The sequence below is a fragment of the Sphingomonas sp. LH128 genome, assembly GCF_000293195.2.
GTDB classification, from domain to species: domain Bacteria; phylum Pseudomonadota; class Alphaproteobacteria; order Sphingomonadales; family Sphingomonadaceae; genus Novosphingobium; species Novosphingobium resinovorum_A.
In genome coordinates, this window is record NZ_ALVC01000040.1 from 1 (window position 1) to 16,933 (window position 16,933).

Genomic DNA, 16,933 nt, shown 5'->3' on the forward strand with positions numbered 1-16,933 from the left:
CCCCCCCCCCCCCCCCCCCCGCCGTTACCGGCAGGCGAAGCGTTGCCGGAAGAAACCCCGATAGGAGCACTCGCATGACCGACCTTTTCGACAATCCCATCGGTCTCGACGGGTTCGAGTTCGTGGAATTCTCCGCGCCGGACAAGGGCGTGCTGGAGCCGGTGTTCGAGGCCATGGGCTTCACCCGGATCGCGCGCCACCGCTCCAAGGATGTGGAACTGTGGCGGCAGGGCTCGATTAACTTCATCACCAATTACGAACCCGGCAGCCCCGCGTGGTTCTTCAGCCGCGAGCATGGCCCGTCCGCCTGCGGCATGGGCTTTCGCGTGCGCGATGCGCGCGCCGCCTATGCAGAATTGCTGGCACGCTCGGCCGAGCCGGTGCAGGTGGCGACCGGGCCGATGGAACTGCACCTGCCGGGCATTCGCGGCATCGGCAATTCGATCATCTACCTGATCGACCGCTACGAGCGCGGCGGGGACGGCGCGCTGTCGATCTACGACATCGACTTCGATTACCTGCCCGGCGTCGATCGCCACCCGGCGGGCGCGGGCTTCGCGGAGATCGATCACCTCACGCACAACGTCTACGGCGGGCGCATGGCCTACTGGGCGGATTACTACGAGAAGCTCTTCAATTTCCGCGAGATCCGCTACTTCGACATCAAGGGCGAATACACCGGCCTGACCAGCCGCGCGCTGACCGCGCCCGACGGCAAGATCCGTATCCCGCTCAACGAGGAAGCCGAAGGCGGGAAGGGCCAGATCGACGAATTCCTGCGCGCCTTCAACGGCGAGGGCATCCAGCACATCGCGCTGATCTGCGACGATCTTCTCGGCGCGTGGGACAAGCTCAAGGCGCTCGGCGTGCCGTTCATGACCGCGCCGCCCGAGACGTACTACGAGATGCTGGAGGAGCGCCTGCCCGGCCACGGCCAGCCAGTCGAGGCGCTGAAGATGCGCGGCATCCTGCTCGACGGTACGGTCGAAGGCGGCCAGCCCCGCCTCCTCCTGCAGATATTCGCCGAAGCGCGCGTCGGGCCGGTGTTCTTCGAGTTCATCGAGCGGCGCGGCGACGACGGTTTCGGCAATGGCAACTTCAAGGCGCTGTTCGAGAGCATGGAACGTGATCAGATCCGGCGCGGTGTGCTCAAGGTTAGCGAGCCGGCGGAGTGACATGACCCACCCCCTCTCGTCATTGCTTCGCTACGCTCGCAATGACGGGGCAAGGGGGAAAGATCGGGAGAGAACCTATGACCAATACCGCACCCACCCTCGGCGGCATCCATCACGTGGCTTACCGCTGCAAGGACGCCAAGCAGACCGTGGACTTCTACCGCGACGTACTCGGCATGGATTTCATGCTGGCGATCGCCGAGGACACGGTGCCCTCCACCGGCGCGCCCGATCCCTACATGCACGTCTTCCTCGACTGCGGCGGCGGCAATGTGCTGGCCTTCTTCGAACTGCCCAATGCGCCCGACATGGGCCGCGACGAGGCCACCCCCGCATGGGTCCAGCACATCGCCTTCAAGGTGGAGAGCGAGGGCGACCTCGTTTCCGCCAAGGCCCGCGCCGAGGCCGCCGGGCTGGAGGTGATCGGCCCGACCCACCATGGCGTGTTCAAGTCGATCTACTTCTTCGATCCCAACGGCCATCGCCTCGAACTCGCCTGGCAGTTCGGCACCGTGGACCAGATGGCGTCCCTGCGCGCCGTCGCCGACGACATGCTCGACGAATGGGCGCGCACTCGCAAGGCGCCGCGCCATGCGGCGTGGCTGCACGAGAAGATCGCGGCGGAAAGCTGAGTGCCATGCTGCGGCTCCACGGCTACTGGCGCAGTTCGACGAGCTACCGGGTCCGCCTTGCGCTGAACCTCAAGCGGCTCGATCATGAGAACGTGCCGGTGAACCTGCTGGCGGGAGAGCAGCGGGGTGAGGGTTATCGGGCGCTGAACCCTTTCGCGGGCGTGCCGGTGCTGGAGGCGGACGGTGCGGTGCGGGCGCAGTCGATGGCGATCCTCGAATGGCTGGACGAGCGCTATCCCGAACGCCCGCTCTTGCCGGAGGGCATCGAGGAGCGTTTCGCGGCGCGCGAACTGGCCTCGGCTATAGCCACCGAACTGCACGCACCGCTCAACCTGCCGGTGCTGCAGTACCTAAAGCACGACCTCGGCCATGCTCAGGCGGACGTGGACTTGTGGTACTGGCACTGGCTGGAGAAGACCCTGACCGGCGTGGAGGCGCGGCTGGCGCAGCGCGGCTCGGGCGATTTCCTGTTCGGCGCGCCGGGCTACTTCGAGTGCGTCGCCTTGCCGCAGCTCTACAATGCGCGGCGCTTCGCGTTCGACCTCTCGGGCTATCCGCGCCTCACGCGGATCGAGGCGGCGTGTCTGGACCTGCCGGAATTCCTGGCGGCGCACCCGGACCATCAGCCCGAAGCGAGCGGGACGACAATCAGCCCTCGACCGGCGCCATGAGCAATTCGCGCAGGGCGTCGAGGCTGGGCAGAACGGTCGCTCCGGCAGCCGTCATAGCCTCGGTCGCGGGCAGCAGATCGGGAACCATGACCGTGGCGATGCCCGCCGAGGTGGCGGACAGCACGCCCGCGTAGCTGTCCTCGATGGCAACGCAGTGCGCCGGATCGACGCCGAGGCGCTCGGCGGCCAGCAGGTAGGGTTCGGGGTGCGGCTTGGCCTGCGACACGTCGCTGCGGGTGACGATGACGTCGAAGTAGCCGAGCAGGCCCGCCTTCTCCAGTCGCGGCGGCACCAGTTCGCCCGCCGTCGATGTGCAGAGCGCCAGCGGGATGCCCGCCGCGAGGAAATGTTCGAGGATCGGCACCGCGCCGGGGCGCAGGTCGACGCCTTCGTCCAGCATGGCCATGAACAGCGCGTCCGCCTCTTCATAGAAGCGCGCCAGCGGGAACTCGGGGCCCAGGCGCTGGGCGAGCATGACCTCGTTGAGATCGCGGCTGACGCCCACCATCGTATCGAGAATCTCCTCCCCCAGCGGCCAGCCGATCGCCTGGGACGTCAGCGCATAGCTGCGATGGTGCGCGGCCTCGGTGGCGATGAGGGTGCCGTCCATGTCGAAGATGGCGGCGCGGATGGGATCGGGGAAGGACTTGGGCATAGTCTCAATATGTAGGCGCGGTGCGGCGGGGCTATTGCAAAAAACGGAACTTGGCGGAGGGTTTGTGCAAGTGAGGCCACCCCGTCCGGCTAGGCCTGAACCTTACCCCGCGAGTTCCTCCAGCCCCAGTTCCACGCACAGGGCCGAGCGTGCTTCCACGCAGGCGGCCCACAGCGCCGGGCTGGCGAGGTCCCCCACCGCGATGTGCTCGGGCCACAGCCTTGCGACCAGTGCCTCGATCCGGTCCAGCTTTTCCGGCGTCGCGATGAAGCGCGGGTCTACCGTCGCCGGGTCCGCCACCACCCGCAGGCGCAGGCAGGCGGGGCCGCCGCCGTTCGCCATGCTTTCGCGCAGGTCGTGCACGAAGAGGTGGCGGATCGGGCCGTTCCCGGCGACGTGCGCTTCCAGCCAGCGCCAGACCGAGGGCGTCTCGCGCGCCTCGCCGGGGAGCACCAGCGCGGCCTCTCCCGAGGGCAGCGTCACCAGCTGGGCGTTGAACAGGTAGGAGGTGATCGCGTCCGCAAGGCTGACCTCGGCGGCGGGGACTTCGACGATCTCGATCTCCGGCAGCTTCGCACGCAGCTCCGCATAGAGCGCATCGCGGTCAGCGAAAGCGAGTTCGTGGGTGAACAGCACCCGCTCGTTGGCCACGGCGACGACATCGTTGTGGAACGCGCCCGCCGCGATCGCCTCGTCCGACTGGCGGGCGAAGACAGTGCGCGTCGGCGAGAGGCCGTGAATGCGCGCGACGGCTTCGCTTGCCTCGCGATGCTGGCGGGCGGGGTAGGGGGCGGCCCCGGTACTTGGGGTCACGCCATAGACGAAGACTTCGATGCCCGGCGTGTCGTGGCCCGCGCACAGCCGCATGTGGTTGGCCGCGCCCTCGTCGCCGAAGGGCGCAGGGATCGGCGCGTGGACGGCGAAGTGCGCCTCGTTTGCGAAGGCGATCTGAAGTTGCGCCAGCGTTTCGCGCCATTCGTGGCTGCGGTGAGGCATCGTCACGAGGTTGGCGACGGTGAGGTGGCAGCGTCCGTCCGCCGTGTCTGCCGCGGGCGAGACCGTCGCCGCGTTCGCCGCCCACATCGAGGAGGCCGACAGGGAGTTGGCGCGCAGGACCGCGTCTGCGGCCTCGACCGTGGTGCCGAGCTGGTGCAGCCACACCTCGTCGGGGCGGCGCTGGGGGAGGAAGAAGCCCTGCGCCAGCCCGCGCTCGAGATTGGCGCGCATCTTCGCCAGCCCCTGCAGCGCGGCGGCGCGCGGGGCGGACACCTTGCCGAAGTTCTTCGTCGAGGCGAGGTTGCCCAGGCTTAGGCCTGCATAGTTGTGGCTGGGGCCGACGATGCCGTCGAAGTTGATCTCTGTGCGCATGGGATTGAGCCTAGCTGGATGGGGTTATTGCGCAAGGCCCACCCCGCTGCGACTAGCGCGCGAGACTTGGCAGCTTGCTGCCTAGCCGCAGCGGGGTGGGTTAGGCGTTCACGCCGGAGCGACCGTCACCGCATCGCCCACGCCGAGGCCAAGCAGCGCCGCCGCCGCCTCGTCCAGCGCGCCATCCTCGCTCACGCAGCCGAGGCAGGCACGGAATTCCGCCAGCCGCCCGGTCGCGATCAGGTGCGTCGGTTCGTCCTCCCGCACCGGGACCACCGCCGATACCGTCACCGTCTTCGCCTGTTTCACCGTGCGGATGCCATCGGTCTTCGCGATCATCGTCGGGCCGCCGTCGAAGATGTCGATGTAGTTCTGGAAGGCGAAGCCCTCGCTTTCCAGCATCCGCATGGCCGGGCGGCCGGAATAGTGCGGCTGGCCCATCACCTGCCGTGCGCCTTCGGAGAGCAGCGCGGTGTAGATCGGGTGCTTGGGCATCAGGTCGGCGATGAACTGGTTGCCGTGCTTGGCGTTGAACTCGTCGGCGTCGCGGAAGCTCATGTCGAAGAAGCGGCCGGCAAGACCGTCCCAGAACGGCGAGTTGCCCGCATCGTCGATGGCGCCGCGCAATTCGGCCAGCGTCGTCTCGCCGAAACGCTCGCGGTGCATGGCGATGAACAGGTAGCGGCTGCGGGCCAGCAGCTTGCCGACACCCGCCGAACGCTCGGTAGCGTCGAGATAGAGCCCGCCCACTTCGCTCGCCCCGTCGAGGTCGGTGGACAGGGTCAGCATCTCGGCGCGGAAGGTGCGGTCGAGTTCCTTGGAATGCTGGGTGATGCGGCCGATGCGGTAGGAGTAGAACGGCAGTTCGGTGCCGACTTGCGAGAACGCCTGACAAGTGCCGCGCACCTTCCCGGTTTCGGTGTCTTCGAGGATGAAGGCGAACAGGTCGTTGGCGATTTCGCCGTCGTCGCGGGCGAAGCATTTGGCGGCGCGTTCCAGCTTGCCTTTCAGCGTCGGCTTGTCGGGCGGCAGGTTGGTGAAGCCGCCGCCTGTGCCCTTGGCCATGCGGTAGAGCGCCTCGAGATCGCCCTCGCGCGCAGTGCGCAGCAGGAAGGTCATGCGTGCAGTGCTCCCCGGTCGAGACGGTGCAGGACGAGGGCCGTAAGGCGGGCGCGGGCGTCTAGCGAACTGGCGATCATGAACTCCTGCGGTGAATGGATCGAGCCGCCCAGCACCCCCATGGTGTCGAGCACGGGAACGCCGCAGGCGGCGATGTTGTTGCCGTCGCACACCCCGCCGGTGTCCTGCCAGCGCATGGGTTGGCCGAGATCGGCGGCGGCCTTGCTGACGAGGCCAAACAGCGCCTCGGTCTTCGGCGTGATCGGCTTGGGCGGGCGCGAGACGTGGCCGTGGAGGTGGATATGGACGTCGTGCGCGGCGCTGACCTCGGCAACGGCGGCCTCCACCAGCGCGCGGGCGACTTCCGCCAGTTCCGGCGAGCGGGGGCGCAAGTTGAAATGCAGGATCGCGAGGTCGGGCACAGTGTTGTTGGGCGCGCCGCCCTCGATCCGGGCAGGGTTGATGGTGAGGCCGTCACGAATGCCCGCCGCAAGCCGCAGCCCGAGGTCGCCGGCGGCGAGCACGGCATTGCGCCCGTCCTGCGGATTGCGCCCGGCATGGGCGGAAAGCCCGGTGACGACGGCGGCGTAATTGCCCGAACCCGGCCGCGCGCGGGCCATCGAGCCGTCGGGAAGGCCGGGCTCATAGGTCAGCGCGGCCAGCTTGACTTGCGCCAATTGTGCGATCAGCGCGGCGGAGGACAGCGAGCCGGTCTCCTCGTCGCTGTTGATGAGCACGTCGTAGCCCATCATCGGCGTACCCTGCTCGAAGGCGAGAAGTCCGGCGAGCATCAGCGACAGGCCGCCCTTCATGTCGGCGGTGCCGGGGCCGTTCAGGGTGTCCGCGTCGAGCCAGGTGCAGCTCTGGAACGGGTGCTCGCGGGCGTAGACGGTGTCCATGTGTCCGGTCAGGATCACCCGGTGGTCGGCCTCGGGGCGGACCGACAGGACGAGGTGGCGACCGTGGCCGACCTCGCGCAACTGGCCCTTGCCGTCGACTTTCTCGACCGGCGCGGGATCGACGAGGCGGACCTCGCCCGGCAGCGCGGCGAAGGCGTGGGCCAGCCGGTCGGCCATCGCCGCAAGGCCGTCCAGATTGCCCGTGCCGCTGTTGATCGCGGCCCAGTCCAGCGTCCGGTCGAGGATCGGCGCGTGCTCGATCGCTTCGAGCAGGTCCAGTTCCTCGCCCGACAGCGCGCTCATGGCCTGAGCTTGCCGTTCAGGGCGCCTGCGTTGCCCGAGGCGTCCGCCGCCTCGAAGCTGGCGACTGGGTAGGCGCAGTAATCGGCGGCATAGTAGGCGCTCGGCCGGTGGTTGCCGCTCTCGCCAAGCCCGCCGAAGGGCATCGAGCCCGCCGCGCCGGTGGTCGGGCGGTTGCGGTTGACCACGCCCGCGCGGCATTCGACGAGGAAGCGCTCCCACAGTGCGTCGTCGGCGCTTACGAGCCCGGCGGAGAGACCGAAGCGGGTGTTGTTCGCGGCTTCCATCGCGGCGTCGAAGTCCGGCACGCGGCTGACCTGCAGGACGGGGGCGAAGATTTCCTCGTCCGGCACGAACACGCCGGTCACGTCGAGCATGGCGGGGGTGACGAAGGCGGCGGAGCGGCCCTCGACCCCGGTGAAGGGGCGGATGACCTGCGCGCCGCGTGTCACGAGGCCGTCGAAGCGGGCCTTCGCGGCGGCGGCAGCAGCATCGGAGATCAGCGGGCCAATCCACGGCTCGGGCGTCTCGTTCCAGGCACCGATGACGATGCGGTCGGCGAGGGCCGCGACGGCCTCCACCAGCGCGGAGCCGAAGGCGGTGTCGGGCACGATCAGCCGCCGTGCGCAGGAGCAGCGCTGGCCGGTGGTGATGAAGGCCGATTGCACGACGACCGACGCGGCCTCGTCGACGTCGCCGTCCCAGGCCACCAAGGGATTGTTGCCGCCCAGTTCGAGGGCGAGGATCACGTCGGGCCGGTCGGCGAAGACGCGGCGGAAATGCGCGCCCGCGCCCGCCGAGCCGGTGAAGAGCAGCCCGTCGATCGCGCCCGCGACCAGCGCCTCGCCGGTTTCGCGCCCGCCCTGGATGCACTGGAAGACGTGGGGGTGATCGGCAAGGGCCTCGGCCCAGCACTCGGCCATCAGCGCGCCGGTGGCGGGCGTCATCTCGGAGGGCTTGAAGACCACCGTGTTGCCCGCGAGCAGGGCTGGCACGATGTGGCCATTGGGCAGGTGGCCGGGAAAGTTGAACGGACCGAGCACCGCCATCACGCCGTGGGGACGGTGACGCAGCACGGCCTGCCCGAACGGCATGTCGGTGCGCTTCTCGCCCGCGCGCTCAGCCTGCGCCGCGATCGAGATACCGACCTTGCCGATCATCGAGGCGACTTCGGTGCGGGTTTCCCAGAGCGGTTTGCCGGTTTCGCGCGCGATGGTCTCGGCGAGCGCGTCCTTGCGGACTTCAAGCGCGCTTCTGTAGCGTTCTGCCGCCTTTGTGCGGGTTTCCACAGGGAGTGAGCCCCAGTGAGCAAATGCCTTGCGCGCGCGAAGAAGCGCGGCCGAAACCACTTCGGAATCGGCAACTTCGCCTTCCCAGACAAGCGTGCCGTCAACCGGATCGAAGGATTTGAGGGTGGTCATGCCTGCTGCCTCGTCACCGCGAAGATTCCGGTCGCATTGCCACTGTCGAACGTGAGGTCGAGCAGGCCGGTTTCCGGGTCGATGTCGCGCGAAATGAACTCGTAGAACGACCCCGGAACTTCGCGGATGACCTCGCTGCCGTCGGGCAGGCGGAAGGGCCGGGCGACTTTGTCGGCCAGGATGGCGGTCTGCCGCACGCGGCCATTGCGGGAAATCTCGACGGCCGGTTTCAGCGGATAACCCTCTGATTTCAAAGACTCGGAATGAGCCTCGACGTCGGGGACGCGGGTGGTCGCATGGTTGAAAGCATTGCCCTCGGTGGCGATCCAGGCACCTTCCTTGCTATGCTCCAGCAGCGCTTCGTAATCCGCCAGCGTCGGGGCAGCGTGCTGCCGGTCGAAGGCACGCAAGGCCCCGCGCAGAATGGTCACCCCGTCCTCGATCGAACAGTCCCCATCGCGCGCGAGCACATCGAGTGCGGCCCACTCGGCCTCCCCCAAGGGATCGACGGAAGCGCCGAATATGGCGGCCGCGGCGGCCTGTGCGGTGTCGGGAAGCTGGTCGATGTGCAGTTCGGAGACGAAGAACTGCGGCACGGAGGCGGGCAGGTCGACCTGCACATAGGCGCGCCCGGTCATCGTCAGCGCGGGCAGGGGGTAGAGCCCGCGCACTTCATAACCCAGCGGAGCGAGGAAACGGCCGAATGCCTCATGTCCCGAGGGGAGCGCGCCGGTCGCACCGTCGATCGTGCGCAGGGCGCCGTGGTCGAAGACGATCGGTTCACCGGCGGCGCGCATCCGCTCGATATAGCGCGCGGCGGTCGGCACTCGCTCCAAAAGGTCGAGGAAAAGCACGGCGTTGAGCGCCATGGCCACTTGCGCGCGGCTGGCGCGCTCGGCCGATCCGGCCAGTTCCGGTGCGATCCGAAGCGTCTCCAGAGCGTCTTGCGCCTTGGCCTCACCGACAATCGGCCCGAGCAGGCGAGCGAGCGTTCCAAAGTCCGAAGATACAGGAATCATCGATCCCCCGTTGTTCATTTATTGCGTGTACGGGAAACATAGGAAAGCCATTTGCGGAAGTCCATGCCCCTGCGAAAGAAGCCTGCGAGGCAGCATCTTTGTGTTTTCACGGTAGGCGCTTAGAAGGCCATCAGGTCAATGGATGGAGCGGGTTATGGTGTTTCTCGAAAGGCTCGGCGTGAGCCTGCCCCTCATTCAGGCACCGATGGCTGGGACCAGCACTCCGCTGCTGGCGGCGGAAGTCTCGAACGCCGGGGCGCTCGGCTCGATCGGCGTCGGCGCGACGGATGCGGGCGGCGCGCGGGCCATGATCGGGGAACTGTGCGAGCGTACGGATCGCCCCTTCAACGTGAATCTGTTCGTCCATCGCACGCCAGTTGCCGACGCCGCATGCGAGGCGGCGTGGCTGGACTGGCTGCGCCCGCTTTTCGCCGAGTTGGGGGCCGAGCCGCCACAAGCTCTGCAATCGCCTTATACGAGCTTCGCGGACGATCCTGCGATGCTGGCGATGTTGCTGGAGACCCGGCCGCCGGTGGTGAGCTTTCATTTCGGCCTGCCCGCTGCCGATGCCATCGCCGCGTTGCGCGAGCGGGGCATCGTGATGCTGGCGACGGCGACGAATATCGATGAGGCGCGCGCCATCGCGGCAGCCGGGATTGACGCCGTGGTCGCGCAAGGAATCGAGGCGGGCGGTCATCGCGGTATGTTCGATCCCGGAGCGCCCGATCCCGGGCTCGGCACTATGGCGCTGACGCGGCTGCTGGTGCGCGAAGCCGGACTACCGGTGATTGCCGCGGGCGGCATCATGGACGGCGCCGGGATCGCCGCCGCGCTCGATCTCGGCGCGGTGGCGGCGCAACTCGGGACCGCCTTCATCGATTGCCCGGAATCGGCGGCGGACGAGGGCTATCGTGCAGCGCTCAAGGGGCCGGGTGCGTGGCACACGACACTGACGCCGCTGGTGTCGGGGCGCCCCGCGCGGGCGCTGGCGAACCGGTTTACGGCGCTCGCAGCAGAGGTGGGCGGGCGGCAGGTGCCGGACTATCCGATCACCTATCACGCCGGGAAAGCACTGAATGCTGCGGCCAAGGCGAAGGGCGAGTACGGGTTCGGAGCGCAGTGGGCCGGTCAGGGCGCACCGCTGGCGCGGACAATGCCCGCAGCCGAGATGGTCGCGGTTCTGATGGCGGAACTGAAAGCCGTGAGGACGCGGGGCTAGCCCGGACCCGCGATCTTTCACCCATTTCCCGTTACCCTGAACTCGTTTCAGGGTCCATTTCGCCGATAGCGCGGTAGCTGGATCAGCAAACCGACAGCGCGGCGTAAGCAGCGACGCTCCGGCACCAATTGCTCGATGGACCCTGAAACGAGTTCAGGGTGACGGGGGCGTTACAGGTGTGGGAGGGCGTGGTTCCGGCTCGGGAACCACGCCCTCAAATCCCCATCACCCGTGCGCGCCGAACTCGTTCGCCAGCGCGGTGGTGATCCGCAACGACAACGCATAGGACCGCGCGATCGGGTCGATGAAGTCCTTGTGGATCTGCGCATAGCCCGTCGCGCTGGAATCCGGGTAGTCGCTGGGGGCGTCCACCGCGAAGTCGCTGATCGAGGGGAAATGCACCGGGAAGGCGCGGCGCAGCTGGGCCAGGCCGTCCTCGACGCGCAGGGTGAAGAACATCTCCAGCACGTCGTCGCGGCTGATGTCGTTGGCGCGGCTGAACTGCGGGGTCATCACCGAGCGCAGGAACATGTGCTGGAACAGCGCGATGCGCAGCGCATGGAGCACGCCGAGCGAACGGCGCGTATGCTCGCGGTCGGCCTGCGGGGCCTCGTCCGGGACGAGATCGAGCAGGCGGTGCAGCTTCAGCGCATCGACACGCAGGCGCGAGGCAAGGCGGCGGTAGACCCCGGCACGGTCGTCCTTGGTCAGGTACTCGGCCAGCTTGAGGCAGGCGTCGGCGATGTTCTCCTCACCACCGCGATAGGGGCGGCTGGCCCAGTAGGCCGAGTTGAACAGCTCGCCATAAGCCGAGACGGTCTTGATCGAGGCCAGCGCATTGGCGGCGCGGGCAAGGCGCACGATCTGGCGGCCGCGTGCGGATTCGCGCAGGAGCCCGGCGATTTCCTCGCGGTTTCCGTCCGCCGCCGTGCCGATGCCGGCGATCACGTTCACCGGGTAACCCAGCTGCTGCAGGATCGCGTTATGCGGGATCGCGCGAATCTGGCGCAGGTTCATCGAGCGGTCGGAGGCAAGGTCAGACTGGCGGCGCGACTTGCGGCTGCCAGTATCGTTCAGCAGGCCGAGGCCGAACGCGGTGATCGCGCGGCTGTAGGTCGAGCTTTCCAGATGCTCATGCTGGACCGAGCGGATTGCGCGGTAGAAGTCGAGGCTGAGGTCGGTGCGGCGATAGAACAGGTCCGTCGGCACGTTGACGTCGGCATCCCACAGCGGGCGCTCGGCCATGCGGGTGAGGGTGGCCAGCGCCAGTTCGTCCGAGCCGAACCAGAGGTAGCCGTCGCCGCCTTGGAAGCTGACTTCGGGCTCCAGCCTGATCCCTGCACGCAGGAAGCGGCGGCGGGCCCAGGGCGACATCTGCCAGTCGAACCGGTCGTCGATGCTGGAGGGGTGGCAGCCGCGACCCATCGATTCGCCGCCGGTGTTGAAGATCAGCGCGCAGACGTCTGACAAGCCGTTGGCGGCCATGGCTTCCGACAGTCGGCCCTGCAGGCGTTCGATGGCTAGCGCGGCAGGCACCTGACCGACGAAGCGGCCTGCGTCGGAGAAGCCGGTCTGGATTGAGACGCGGCCACGCCGCCTTGCGTAGTCGCGGTAGGCGGGCTCGGCCAGCACCGCGTCGAGGAAGCGGCCGCCGTGTTCCAGCGCGGTTTCGGTCTCGAACAGCGGGGAGACGTCGACCTTCTCGTCGATCCCGAACATGCGCGCGAAATAGAGCGCGGCAAGCACGGTGGTCGGCTCCTCGCACTCGGCGACCAGCATGCGGATCGGCGCGTCGGCGTCGATGTGGCCGAGGATCTGCGCCATCGCGAGGAACTGGCGCACGGCGGTGCTGTTCTCGATCGCGAGCGCGGCGAAGTTGGACTTGAGCGGCTTCACTTCGGCCAGCAGCTCGCGCATGCGCACCAGCGCGGCCTGACTGGCAAGGCTGAGCTTGCCGTCCGGATCGATGCGGCGGCGGATCGCGTTCTGCAGCTGCGAGGCGTTCACGCGGAAGTGGATGCCGCCCATGCCGAGGCCGTCGGCGCGCATCGCGGCGGCGGTGACGAGGAGGGCGCGGGCCTGCTCCTGATCGGCGTGGCGGGCCTCGTCCTCAAGCCGGGTGATGATGGTTTCGAGGCTGACGATCTTGTCGGCGTGCTCGGCGGTGAGGCCGTTGGCGGCGGCGGACAGCGCCTCGGGATCGGTGAGATCCTGCCTGAACGCGGCCACGGCCTCTGCGGTGTGGGCGTGGGCGCGGGAGAGCTGCGCCGCGATTTCCGGTGCGGCCTGCTCCAGCGCCTCGGCGTAACCGGCCAGACGCTGGGCCTTTTCCTCCAGCCGGTAGCGGATCGAGGTGGACCACGAGATGTCGGTGCGGCCGTCCATGTCGTAGCCGACCCAGTGGGCGAAGCGCACCGGCATCGGGTTCAGGCCCTTCCAGCGCTTCGGCCAGCGGGCGGCGGCAAGGTCGAACAGGCGGGCGTTGATGCGATCACGCGCCTTCTGGCCGCGCGCCATCGCCGTCATGGCGGCTTCATGCTCGGAATCGAGCGTGATCGTGTCGCGCGCAGGCGAGGCGACGCAGACCGAGGCCACGCTGAAATCGCCGTTGGAGGCGGACGTGGTGACGGCTTCGGTCTGCGCGGCGGTCAGCAGAAAGGTCGGGTGCGCGGTGAAGACGACGTGCGCGGCCGGGCGCTGCCAACGCACGGCGAAGGCGGTGAAGTCGTCGTCATCGGCGGTCTTGGCGGCAAGGGCGTCGAGCGCCTTGTCGTTCTCCGCGATGGGCATGGTGCCGAGAATGCGGTCGAGCCGGGAAGCGCGGGCGCGCAGCCCCTCGCAGTCCATTTCGGAAACGAGCGCCTCGATGTCGTCGAGGGACATCTCGCCGTTTTCCAGTGCCCGCGACAGTTCCAGCCCAAGCTGGAACACCGGGTTGAACAGCGGCGTCACCGCCGTGAGCTTGTGCAGCTCCTTGAGGCGGGCGTCGAGAGCATCGACGGTGCCCAGCGCCAACTGGCCCGACCCGACCGCCATCAGCGGGCGAGGCCCGCTGCGAGGCGTGCTTCGGCCTCGATCTTGGCGACGTCCGGCTTGCCCTTGGGGACCATCCAGCTGCCACCGACGCAGATCACCGCGTCCAGCGCCAGCCATTCGGGCGCGTTCTGCGGAGTGACGCCGCCGGTCGGGCAGAACTTCGCGGCCATCAGCGGGGCGGAGATCGCCTTCAGCGCGGGCGGGCCGCCAGCTGCCATCGCCGGGAAGAACTTCAGGCGATCGAACCCGCATTCCAGCGCGAACATCACGTCGCTGGCGTTGGCGGTGCCGGGAAGGAAGGGGATCTTCGACTTGTAGGCGGCTTCGGCCAGATTCGGCGTCAGGCCGGGCGAGACGATGAATTCGGCGCCCGCGTCGATCGAACGCTTGAGGTCGTCAGGCGTCAGCACCGTACCCGCGCCGACGACGGCGCCGGGGACCTGCTTCATGATCTTGATCGCCTCGATCGCGCATTCGGTGCGCAGCGTCACCTCCAGCGCGGGCAGGCCACCGGCGACGAGCGCCTCGGCGATCGGCAGGGCGTGCTCGATGTCCTCGATGACCAAAACCGGGATCACCGGGGCGAGGCGCATGACCTTTTCGACGGCTTCGGATACGGTAGTCATTACTGGAGGTGCTCCCTTGCGAAGGCGGCCGCTGCGCCGAACAGGCCGGGCTGCGGATGAGTGATGAGCTTGACGGGCAGGGTGGCCATCAGGCCGGCGAAGCGGCCTTTGGCGCGGAACCGCTCGGCAAAGCCCGAGGTCTTGATGGTCTCGCGGATGCGGTAGCCAAGGCCACCGGCGATGACGACGCCGCTGGCGCCCTGCGCCAGCGCGCAGTCGCCCGCCGCCGCGCCGAGCGCGAGGCAGAAACGGTCCACGGCGGCGACGGCAAGGCTGTCCGTGCCTTCCGCGGCGGCGGTCCAGATCTGCACGTCGGTCAGTTCGTGGATCGCCTTGTGCTCCATCGCGGCCAGCGTCGCGTAGATATCGACGATGGCCGGGCCGGAGACGACGCGCTCCACCGAGACGCGGGTGTGGCGCTTGCGCAGGCGGGCGAGGATGGCGTCCTCGATCTGGTCGAGCGGGGCGTAGTCGGTGTGGCCGCCTTCGGTCGCCTGGACGTGGTAGCTGCCCTTCCCATCGCGGTAGAGGTGCGCCACGCCAAGGCCGGTGCCGGGGCCGAGGATGCTGAGCGTGCCCGATGCGGGCAGTGCCTCGTCCGGGCCGGTCAGATAGAGGAAGTCGCTCTCGTCCGCGCAGGCGACGGCGTGGGCGACGGCCGCGAAGTCGTTGATGATGGTCTGGCGCGTGGGGCCAAGCATCTCCTGGATCTTCGCGGGGCGCAGGATCCAGGGATTGTTGGTGAACTTGATGACCTCGTTGCCGACCGGGCCCGCCACCGACATGGCGACGGCATCGGGCAGGGTGCCGCCGTTCATGGCGCGGAACGCCTCCCACGCCAGCTGGAAGCTGCCGTGGTCCTTGGTGTGCAGGGTGGCGGGTTCGCCAAGCGTGATCCGGCCGTCATCGCCGATAGTGGCGATGGCGAAGCGGGCGTGAGTGCCGCCGATGTCGACGGCTACGATTTCCGTCGTCACAGCCCGGCAACCTCCAGCATCGACGAACCGCCGTGTTCGGCGCTCGACGCGTTGATGCGGAACATCGCGAAGAGTTCGCGGCCGGTGCCCATCGCGGGCGGCGGGGTCGGCGCGGGTTCGCGGCCCGAAAGGTCGGCGGTGGTGGAGATCGTGCCGTCCTCTGCCGAGAGACGCACGATATCGCCATCGCGCAGGTACGCCAGCGGGCCGCCTGCGAAGGCTTCCGGGGTGACGTGGATGGCGGCGGGCACCTTGCCCGAAGCGCCCGACATGCGCCCGTCCGTCACGAGCGCGACCTTGTGGCCGCGATCCTGCAGGACGCCCAGCGGCGGGGTCAGCTTGTGCAGCTCGGGCATGCCGTTGGCGCGCGGGCCCTGGAAGCGGACGACGACGATCACGTCCTTGTCCAGCTCACCGGCCTTGAACGCCTTCGCCACGCCTTCCTGATCGTCGAACACGCGGCACGGGGCCTCGATCGTCCAGCGTTCGGCATCGACCGCGCTGGTCTTGAAGGTGCCGCGGCCCAGGTTGCCGTCCACCAGACGCATGCCGCCATCGGGCAGGAACGGGTTGGAGACCGGGCGCAGCATCGTGTCGTCGCCGCTGACCGCCGGGGCGGGGGTCCAGCCGAGTTCGCCATCGACCATCACCGGCTCGTCCGCGTAAGCGCTCATGCCGCCTTCGGCCACGGTCAGGATGTCCCGGTGGGCGAGGCCGCTGTCGAGCAGCTCGCGGATCACCCAGGCCATGCCGCCCGCCGCGTGGAAGTGGTTCACGTCGCCCGAACCGTTGGGATAGGCGCGGGTGATGAGCGGGACCACGCCCGAAAGCTCGTCGAAGTCCTGCCAGTCGATCAGGATGCCGCCCGCGCGCGCCATGGCGGGCAGGTGGATCGCGTGATTGGTCGAGCCGCCGGTGGCGAGCAGACCGGCGATGGCGTTGACGATCGCCTTCTCGTCGACGACCTTGGCCATCGGGCGATAGTCCTCGCCCTTGCGGGTCATCGCCGCCAGACGGTGCGTGGCCGAGCGGGTCAGCGCGGTGCGCAGCGGGGTGTTCGGCGGCACGAACGCGGCGTTCGGCATGTGCAGGCCCATCATCTCCATCATCATCTGGTTGGAGTTGGCGGTGCCGTAGAAGGTGCAGGTGCCCGGCGAGTGATAGCTGGCGCTTTCGCTGGCGAGCAGTTCCTCGCGGCCGACCTTGCCTTCGGCGTAGAGCTGGCGGACCTTCTGCTTCTCCTTGTTGGAGATGCCGGTGGGCATCGGGCCGGACGGCACGAAGATCGCGGGCAGGTGGCCGAAGCGCAGCGCGCCGATGACGAGGCCGGGGACGATCTTGTCGCAGATGCCCAGCAGCGCCATGCCGTCGAACATCGCGTGGGACAGGGCGACGCCGGTGGACAGCGCGATGACGTCGCGGCTGAACAGCGACAGCTCCATGCCGTCGAAGCCCTGCGTTACGCCGTCGCACATGGCGGGCACGCCGCCCGCGACCTGGGCCGTGGCGCCCACTTCACGCGCGAACAGCTTCATCTGCTCGGGGTAGCGGCCATAAGGCTGATGCGCCGAGAGCATGTCGTTGTAGGCGGTGACGATGCCGAGGTTGACCGCCTTGTTCCCGGCGATCGTCGCCTTGTCCTCGCCCGAGGCGGCGAAGCCGTGCGCGAGGTTGGAGCACGAGAGGAAGCTGCGGTCGGAATGGCGGTCCGTCTCGCGGGCGATCATGTCGAGATAGCGCGCGCGGCTGTCCTTCGACCGTTCGATGATACGATCGGTGACGCGCGCGACCACCGGGTGGAGGTTGGTCATGGTCT

The 16,933-nt window shown here is 68.3% G+C and carries 14 protein-coding genes; 4 read left to right on the forward strand and 10 right to left on the reverse strand.

The genetic code is table 11. The annotated features are described in order from the left end of the window. The first annotated feature begins 74 nt into the window (after window positions 1-74). The 3 genes from hppD to maiA all read left to right on the forward strand — a co-directional run bounded on the left by hppD (window position 75) and on the right by maiA (window position 2,478). Complete coding sequence (gene hppD, locus LH128_RS03860) at window positions 75-1,175, forward strand: 4-hydroxyphenylpyruvate dioxygenase (protein WP_008828271.1); 1,101 nt, start codon at window positions 75-77, stop codon at window positions 1,173-1,175. Window positions 1,176-1,252: 77 nt separating this feature from the next. Further along, window positions 1,253-1,807 (forward strand): VOC family protein, encoded by a 555-nt coding sequence (locus LH128_RS03865; RefSeq protein ID WP_008828272.1) that lies wholly within the window; start codon window positions 1,253-1,255, stop codon window positions 1,805-1,807. A 5-nt stretch (window positions 1,808-1,812) separates the two neighbouring features. Next, window positions 1,813-2,478 (forward strand): maleylacetoacetate isomerase, encoded by a 666-nt coding sequence (gene maiA / locus LH128_RS03870; protein WP_008828273.1) that lies wholly within the window; start codon window positions 1,813-1,815, stop codon window positions 2,476-2,478. Here the strand turns inward: maiA and LH128_RS03875 are convergent. The 6 genes from LH128_RS03875 to LH128_RS03900 all read right to left on the reverse strand — a co-directional run bounded on the left by LH128_RS03875 (window position 2,456) and on the right by LH128_RS03900 (window position 9,259). Further along, window positions 2,456-3,133: an HAD family hydrolase gene (locus LH128_RS03875; protein WP_008828274.1), complete on the reverse strand. Its 678-nt coding sequence runs from the start codon at window positions 3,131-3,133 to the stop codon at window positions 2,456-2,458. The two genes, maiA and LH128_RS03875, sit on opposite strands and share 23 nt — an antisense overlap. 102 nt (window positions 3,134-3,235) lie before the next feature. Further along, the gene (locus LH128_RS03880) at window positions 3,236-4,501 is read right to left on the reverse strand and encodes an N-succinylarginine dihydrolase (protein WP_008828275.1); all 1,266 of its coding nucleotides are present in this window, start codon (window positions 4,499-4,501) and stop codon (window positions 3,236-3,238) included. Between the two features lie 108 nt (window positions 4,502-4,609). Continuing rightward, the gene (locus LH128_RS03885; RefSeq protein WP_008828276.1) at window positions 4,610-5,620 is read right to left on the reverse strand and encodes an arginine N-succinyltransferase; all 1,011 of its coding nucleotides are present in this window, start codon (window positions 5,618-5,620) and stop codon (window positions 4,610-4,612) included. Further along, window positions 5,617-6,822: a hydrolase gene (locus LH128_RS03890; protein ID WP_008828277.1), complete on the reverse strand. Its 1,206-nt coding sequence runs from the start codon at window positions 6,820-6,822 to the stop codon at window positions 5,617-5,619. The genes LH128_RS03885 and LH128_RS03890 overlap by 4 nt, the downstream gene beginning before the upstream one ends. Then, complete coding sequence (astD, locus tag LH128_RS03895; RefSeq protein WP_008828278.1) at window positions 6,819-8,240, reverse strand: succinylglutamate-semialdehyde dehydrogenase; 1,422 nt, start codon at window positions 8,238-8,240, stop codon at window positions 6,819-6,821. The genes LH128_RS03890 and astD overlap by 4 nt, the downstream gene beginning before the upstream one ends. Continuing rightward, complete coding sequence (locus LH128_RS03900) at window positions 8,237-9,259, reverse strand: 2-oxoadipate dioxygenase/decarboxylase family protein (protein ID WP_008828279.1); 1,023 nt, start codon at window positions 9,257-9,259, stop codon at window positions 8,237-8,239. Before LH128_RS03900 ends, astD begins: the two co-directional genes overlap by 4 nt. A gap of 154 nt (window positions 9,260-9,413) precedes the next feature. Here LH128_RS03900 and LH128_RS03905 point away from each other — a divergent pair, with 154 nt between their 5' ends. Beyond that, complete coding sequence (locus LH128_RS03905) at window positions 9,414-10,478, forward strand: NAD(P)H-dependent flavin oxidoreductase (protein ID WP_008828280.1); 1,065 nt, start codon at window positions 9,414-9,416, stop codon at window positions 10,476-10,478. Window positions 10,479-10,703: 225 nt separating this feature from the next. Here the strand turns inward: LH128_RS03905 and LH128_RS03910 are convergent, their stop codons facing one another. The 4 genes from LH128_RS03910 to edd are packed head-to-tail and all read right to left on the reverse strand — an operon-like array spanning window position 10,704 to window position 16,928. Continuing rightward, window positions 10,704-13,514 (reverse strand): phosphoenolpyruvate carboxylase, encoded by a 2,811-nt coding sequence (locus LH128_RS03910; protein WP_008828281.1) that lies wholly within the window; start codon window positions 13,512-13,514, stop codon window positions 10,704-10,706. Then, the gene (eda, locus tag LH128_RS03915; protein ID WP_008828282.1) at window positions 13,514-14,140 is read right to left on the reverse strand and encodes a bifunctional 4-hydroxy-2-oxoglutarate aldolase/2-dehydro-3-deoxy-phosphogluconate aldolase; all 627 of its coding nucleotides are present in this window, start codon (window positions 14,138-14,140) and stop codon (window positions 13,514-13,516) included. Before eda ends, LH128_RS03910 begins: the two co-directional genes overlap by 1 nt. Then, window positions 14,140-15,117, reverse strand: a complete 978-nt coding sequence (gene glk / locus LH128_RS03920) for a glucokinase (protein ID WP_008828283.1) — start codon at window positions 15,115-15,117, stop codon at window positions 14,140-14,142. The genes eda and glk overlap by 1 nt, the downstream gene beginning before the upstream one ends. After that, window positions 15,114-16,928 carry a phosphogluconate dehydratase gene (edd, locus tag LH128_RS03925; RefSeq protein ID WP_008828284.1) on the reverse strand — a complete coding sequence of 605 codons (1,815 nt, stop codon included), beginning with the start codon at window positions 16,926-16,928 and terminating at the stop codon, window positions 15,114-15,116. The genes glk and edd overlap by 4 nt, the downstream gene beginning before the upstream one ends. Between the last annotated feature and the right edge of the window lie 5 nt (window positions 16,929-16,933).

Excerpts from the sequence above, each read along its gene's own strand:
- hppD (WP_008828271.1), top strand. The coding sequence starts at position 75 with ATGACCGACCTTTTCGACAATCCCATCGGTCTCGACGGGTTCGAGTTC.
- LH128_RS03865 (WP_008828272.1), top strand. The coding sequence starts at position 1,253 with ATGACCAATACCGCACCCACCCTCGGCGGCATCCATCACGTGGCTTAC.
- maiA (WP_008828273.1), top strand. The coding sequence starts at position 1,813 with ATGCTGCGGCTCCACGGCTACTGGCGCAGTTCGACGAGCTACCGGGTC.
- LH128_RS03875 (WP_008828274.1), bottom strand. The coding sequence starts at position 3,133 with ATGCCCAAGTCCTTCCCCGATCCCATCCGCGCCGCCATCTTCGACATG.
- LH128_RS03880 (WP_008828275.1), bottom strand. The coding sequence starts at position 4,501 with ATGCGCACAGAGATCAACTTCGACGGCATCGTCGGCCCCAGCCACAAC.
- LH128_RS03885 (WP_008828276.1), bottom strand. The coding sequence starts at position 5,620 with ATGACCTTCCTGCTGCGCACTGCGCGCGAGGGCGATCTCGAGGCGCTC.
- LH128_RS03890 (WP_008828277.1), bottom strand. The coding sequence starts at position 6,822 with ATGAGCGCGCTGTCGGGCGAGGAACTGGACCTGCTCGAAGCGATCGAG.
- astD (WP_008828278.1), bottom strand. The coding sequence starts at position 8,240 with ATGACCACCCTCAAATCCTTCGATCCGGTTGACGGCACGCTTGTCTGG.
- LH128_RS03900 (WP_008828279.1), bottom strand. The coding sequence starts at position 9,259 with ATGATTCCTGTATCTTCGGACTTTGGAACGCTCGCTCGCCTGCTCGGG.
- LH128_RS03905 (WP_008828280.1), top strand. The coding sequence starts at position 9,414 with ATGGTGTTTCTCGAAAGGCTCGGCGTGAGCCTGCCCCTCATTCAGGCA.
- LH128_RS03910 (WP_008828281.1), bottom strand. The coding sequence starts at position 13,514 with ATGGCGGTCGGGTCGGGCCAGTTGGCGCTGGGCACCGTCGATGCTCTC.
- eda (WP_008828282.1), bottom strand. The coding sequence starts at position 14,140 with ATGACTACCGTATCCGAAGCCGTCGAAAAGGTCATGCGCCTCGCCCCG.
- edd (WP_008828284.1), bottom strand. The coding sequence starts at position 16,928 with ATGACCAACCTCCACCCGGTGGTCGCGCGCGTCACCGATCGTATCATC.